At 65.5% G+C, this 394-nt stretch carries 1 protein-coding gene; it reads left to right on the forward strand.

The window, feature by feature from the left end; all coding sequences use genetic code 11:
• A partial coding sequence (locus tag F1735_RS34340; protein WP_167241525.1) for a transposase occupies positions 1 to 394 on the forward strand: 394 nt, incomplete at both ends.

Here is a 394-nt window from a genome sequence, read left to right on the forward strand (position 1 = left end):
GAATGCGGCGAACGCCAGATGCTGGTCCAGCATCTGGACCGACTCTCAAGCAAGGACTTGCTGCTGCTGGACCGGGGCTATCCGTCGCGCTGGCTCGTCGCCCTGCTCAACGAGCGCGCCATCTCGTGCGCGTTTCTGCGCTCCGGCCTCGATGAGCAGGTCGTCACGCTCACAGCGCCGTCGCAGCGCGAGGCCGCCGACTACGAGTTCACCCGCGCGCCCCAGCAGGTTCGTCTGGTGCGCCACATCGCGCCGAACGGCAAAGTGCGCGTGCTGATGACCAATTTGTTCGATACCGCGCGCTTCCCGGCCAGCGCCTTTGGCGACCTGTACCACAAGCGCTGGCGCATCGAGGAAGCCTTCAAACGGCTCAAAAGCCGGCTCAACCTGGAGC

It is taken from the genome of Massilia genomosp. 1 (genome assembly GCF_011682185.1).
Taxonomy (GTDB): domain Bacteria; phylum Pseudomonadota; class Gammaproteobacteria; order Burkholderiales; family Burkholderiaceae_D; genus Telluria_A; species Telluria_A rubra.